6 protein-coding genes and 1 pseudogene are annotated in these 4,570 nt (G+C 34.4%); 5 read left to right on the plus strand and 2 right to left on the minus strand.

The window, feature by feature from the left end; genetic code table 11:
- The 3 genes from IJQ68_RS02275 to IJQ68_RS02285 form a co-directional block, all read left to right on the plus strand.
- The coding region (locus IJQ68_RS02275; protein ID WP_292796426.1) for an HXXEE domain-containing protein at positions 1-592 on the plus strand (592 nt) is incomplete at its 5' end.
- The gene (locus IJQ68_RS02280) at positions 589-1,041 is read left to right on the plus strand and encodes a MarR family winged helix-turn-helix transcriptional regulator (RefSeq protein WP_292796428.1); all 453 of its coding nucleotides are present in this window, start codon (positions 589-591) and stop codon (positions 1,039-1,041) included. The genes IJQ68_RS02275 and IJQ68_RS02280, both read left to right, overlap by 4 nt.
- A gap of 192 nt (positions 1,042-1,233) precedes the next feature.
- On the plus strand, positions 1,234-1,815 hold the full coding sequence (locus IJQ68_RS02285) for a TMEM175 family protein (protein WP_292796430.1): 582 nt from the start codon (positions 1,234-1,236) through the stop codon (positions 1,813-1,815).
- 18 nt (positions 1,816-1,833) lie between these two features.
- Here the strand turns inward: IJQ68_RS02285 and IJQ68_RS02290 are convergent, their stop codons facing one another.
- Positions 1,834-3,135: a hypothetical protein gene (locus tag IJQ68_RS02290; RefSeq protein ID WP_292796432.1), complete on the minus strand. Its 1,302-nt coding sequence runs from the start codon at positions 3,133-3,135 to the stop codon at positions 1,834-1,836.
- 77 nt (positions 3,136-3,212) lie between these two features.
- On the opposite strand from IJQ68_RS02290, the gene IJQ68_RS02295 reads away from it, so the two are divergent.
- Complete coding sequence (locus tag IJQ68_RS02295) at positions 3,213-3,344, plus strand: hypothetical protein (RefSeq protein WP_292796434.1); 132 nt, start codon at positions 3,213-3,215, stop codon at positions 3,342-3,344.
- A 62-nt stretch (positions 3,345-3,406) separates the two neighbouring features.
- Here IJQ68_RS02295 and IJQ68_RS02300 read toward each other — a convergent pair whose 3' ends face one another.
- Positions 3,407-4,006: a DUF3800 domain-containing protein gene (locus tag IJQ68_RS02300; RefSeq protein ID WP_292796436.1), complete on the minus strand. Its 600-nt coding sequence runs from the start codon at positions 4,004-4,006 to the stop codon at positions 3,407-3,409.
- Positions 4,007-4,221: 215 nt separating this feature from the next.
- Between IJQ68_RS02300 and IJQ68_RS02305 the strand changes: the two are divergent.
- A pseudogene (locus IJQ68_RS02305) lies at positions 4,222-4,570 on the plus strand (IS5/IS1182 family transposase); the annotation flags it as partial.

Raw genomic sequence — 4,570 nt, forward strand, 5'->3', positions numbered from 1 at the left:
TAAAGACCCCACATGGCTTTCATGGGCAATGGCAGCAGCATACCTTATTCACGTAGCAGAAGAATACGGAATATACTTTGCAAACGGACAGTACATTCTAATCCAGAACTTCATCGACACAGGAATAAGCGCAATGTTCGGAGAAATACCGATGTTCTTCTTCCCGATGGTCAACATAGCCATCACATGGATTGCATTGCCTGCAGCCGCAGCAATATCCAAAAAACATCCGGTAATAGGACTTTCAACATTAGGATTTGCTTTAATCAACGGACTGACACATCTTGGAGCACTCATCAACGGAGGAAACATGATGGGCGGCATAACCGGAATATTCATATTCCTTCCGCTGGTTATCTGGACATCCTACGCATGTCTTAAATATGAACTTCTTCCAAAAAGAGGACTCGTCATTGCAGTGGTAAGCGGAATTATAGGCCACATCGGAGTCTTTGGACTCTACATCATAAATAAACTCTGCGGAAGCACAGTTCTCATTCCTTCAATAATAATAGTGGCATTCCTCTCAATTATAGTCGCATTGATTCTATGCAGAGTGTTGAATGTGGATGACACAAAGGTGAGCGCATGAATCATCTGGAAATAATAGAAGATATGATGGACGTTCCGATTTATCCGGCACTGTCCCTGATTATAAAGGGACACAACACTTTCTTTGATGAAAAACTTAAAGGAACCGGAGTGAGTGCAGCCGAACTGCCATATATCGTAAGAATATATGCTGACAACAATAAGCTGACCCAAAGGGATCTGTGCAATCTGTTTTTCGTGTCCGAACCTGTCGTTGCAAGAACACTTAAAAACCTCGAAAAGAAAGGATTCATCATCAGAAACAAGGATCCCAAAAACAGGACAAGAAAACTGCTGTCCCTTACAGACAGTGGAATTGAAATCAGCAAAAGAATGTTTGACATCAACGATGAATGGGAAAAGCTGCTTTTTGATAATTTCACTAGCGATGAAATTGAAAGCTACAAAAGCTTAACCAAAGCACTGGCAGTCAACTCACTGAAACTGTAAAGGTGATAAACCAAAAGGAACTGGAAGTAAAAATTGAATTATACTTCCACTCCGCTTTCAGATAAAATCCTTTCACCAACAGGCTGTTCCTCCTCAAAGTTACTGAGATAATTTTTATAGATTTCATCACTTTCAGTGAGAGTTCTTTTATTATGAAATAATTAAAATAACATAAATTCCAAATACAATAGCATGAGTGAAGAAAATCTTATGGATACAAATAGGCTGGAAGCTTTTTATGATGCAATCATTGCAATTATAGTGACAGTGCTTGTTTTGGAATTGCCGCAGCCTGCAACAGCATCCCTTGCATCAATCTGGGCTTTAAAAACATCCTATTTCGCATACTTCATAAGCTTTCTTGTGTGCGCCAACCTATGGCAATACCACCACATTATCTACAATCATGTCGACAAAATCAATACAAGGATAATCTGGCTGAATATCCTTTTGATGCTCGTTTTCTCCCTGGTTCCATACATTACGACTTTTGTTGCAAACAACCCCAATTCATTCATTCCGCAGGCGATATATGGCCTGGACTTCATTGCGGTTGACATAATTCTATTTGTAATGGCAAAATCATTGCTTAAAGTCAACGAGGAAAACAGGGACTACATAAAAAGGGCGATGAACATTCAAACAGCATTGTACACTCCTTTTGTAATCTTCATATTTGGATTTGTCATTGCGCTTTTAGGCTATCCGATTGCAATAAGCATATGCTGTCTGATAACAATGGTAAGGTCAATAATAGCTTCCCTGAGAAGCTAAAAAAGGATTGAAGCATAATTATACTTCAACCCCACTTTCAGATAAAATCCTCTCACCGACAGGCTGTTCCTCTTCAAAGTTGGAAAGATAATTCTTATAGATTTCATCACCTTCAGAAGACAATTCCATAATGTATCTTAAAACATCATCTCTTGAATAGCTGAAGTAAATATCTAAAGTTTCACTAATGCCCATTAATTCCAGCTGCATATTCAATAGCTGGTTGCAGTACTTTAACACCCACTTCTGGTCATTTGCAACATTAACAATAAATCCAGTAATAGCCGAATCGTTAATGTATTCCGCAACGTTCTGGTTGGATTTCTCATTACCTGCCTGAGACTGTGGAGTTACAAAAGTTCTTAAAATATTATTCCTAAAGATTTCAGTTTGTCTTGTATAATCGGACTGGTAGTTGTTACCACCTAAGATTTTGGATTCAATTCCTGGAGGTACAATAGCTACATTTGAATCTGCAGTGGTTCCATAATCAGCATAAAGATTTTCCTTAGCAGTGCTTGAAAGTTCAGTGATGTAAGGCTGGCCGTTCGCATCCATTGCAGGCTTGACTTCAATGATATTGTCCTTGTTGATACGTTCCACCTGATTTCTCTCCAAATTGCACTTGTGGTATATATCATCAAGGCAGTTTAAAATTATACTTTGAGCTTCCGAGTATATCTCATTATACATGAAGTTAATTACCTCTTCAGGTTCATACTTTACAGTTAAAGTTCCCTCTTCAATGCTGACGTAATTGTCAAACTCTTGCGGAGATCCGCTGACAACATCCTTAGGCATTTCATGAAGGTATAGCTGCACTTCATTATCATCATTGAACTCTTTCTTTAATCCATAACCGTGAGCACCTATTTCTAAAAATACCGGTTTAATGTATTTGCCAATGGACTTATCCCAGCGTTGAACTGGTTTGATTAGACCTTCACCGTCAACCATTCCTCCCTGCAGAATATTTTTAGCTACTTGAGAAATGTCGATTTTTCTGGCCCAAAGGATTAAAGTCAGTTTCTGTTCCTGAGATAATTTGTTTTCCTTATCAACAAGCACCATATTAACATTAGCTTTATCAATTCTGTTTTTCAAAATACCTGAAGTATAACCGTCAAGCTTTACAGCATAACGTGCATTAGCTATTGTCTTATTGATTACTGGTGGAAGTGCATCAGGCAAGTCAAGGCCAGTATTTATTCCGTCAGTTCTAGGCTGTCTTTCATCCTCACCCCAATAGCTGCGCTTGGTGTTGTACTGCTCTACACGATTATTCAGTAATCTTGTTTTGATGTAATCAGTAATTCCCATGATAACATTCCCATATATTATATTATTTATTATATTTTTTATATAAAATAAGTAATAAAATTTATGGGAACAGAAAAATGAGTGGTGGGGGAAAAGATGAAAATATTTACAAGGATTTTGGAAAATCAGATTTTGAAATATATTGCAAAACTTTAAATATAGCTGATATTATATATTTAATTGTAGATTTAGGAGGTAAAAACTTCTAGAAGTTCAGCCCCTCTAAGCTTCGTCTCCACGGGAGGCGACATTATTTCGGCATTGGGGTTCTCTAATCTTCAAATACTCTTTTTACAATTATATTTTTAATTAAATCAGCATATTCATTATTTTCGTGCTCGATACTTTGATAAACAGACCATGATATTATATCAGCCATTTGCAAACCTTTAATATTAACGGAATCTTCATGTTCTATTGTTATGGAATGGTTTTTAGGATTATTTAAACTTGGCACGAATAAGCTGTTGAATTCCTGGCGAAATTTTTCCTTATTTTTTGATTTATCTATTATTATTGATGTTTTGTTTGTAATGGGAAGTTCTTCTGCCAGTTTTGAAGCAACGATATTATATAATAAGTTGTTGTTGCAGTCATACTTAATTTTGTATTTGTTTTTCTTGTCAAATACTATTGCAATAACCTGATAATCTATTTTATTTAATTTTTTGAGAATTTTCTTCTTGATATGAGGTTTGGTTTCTGTTCCTTTTATTTCATTAGAGTTACCTAATTGCTTTTTGTTGTCTCTTCTGGTTTTATTTATTATCCTATCTAGTTTAGCGCCATCATCTACAATTATAGCGGCCATTATTAGATAGTCTGAATCACTACCCAAATCTCCTGATTCATCAATATAGACATAATCCATACTATATTCTTTTTGTTTAATCATTGAAAAACTTTAGGGGCCTGAATTTTTTTGATGAAAATTCTTTCTAATTTTCTTTATTTTTCTATTTTGTAATAGTTATTATTTTGGGTTTATAAAAATACAGATGAATTTACAATAATTTTTAAAAAAGGGTTCTATAATATCGTTAAATTTAAATATAATGCATTACATATATTTATTTGGCGATCTACATGAAACACAGATTAAATTTAGATATTAAAGACCCAAATTATACTTTGTTGAAAAAAATATTTAAAATTATGGATTCTAGAAAATCTTTACAGATTTTAGCATCCTATGGATTTAAAAACTTAGATAAACAGATATTTGTATTTAAAATCATATTTATCAGTATGTTCTTTGGATTAGATATTCCATTTATATTAAATGAACTTGAATCCAAAAAAGAACTTCGTGAATACTTTAAAATTTCTGAAGTTTTAACTGCAGATCAAGTTTACAAAATTTTTTCACAACAAAACCCAGAAAATCTTTTAAAAGCATTAAATAGAATATTAAATCATCAAAATAGAGTAAAAA

Origin of the sequence: Methanobrevibacter sp. (genome assembly GCF_017447225.1) — an archaeon.
GTDB lineage: Archaea > Methanobacteriota > Methanobacteria > Methanobacteriales > Methanobacteriaceae > Methanocatella.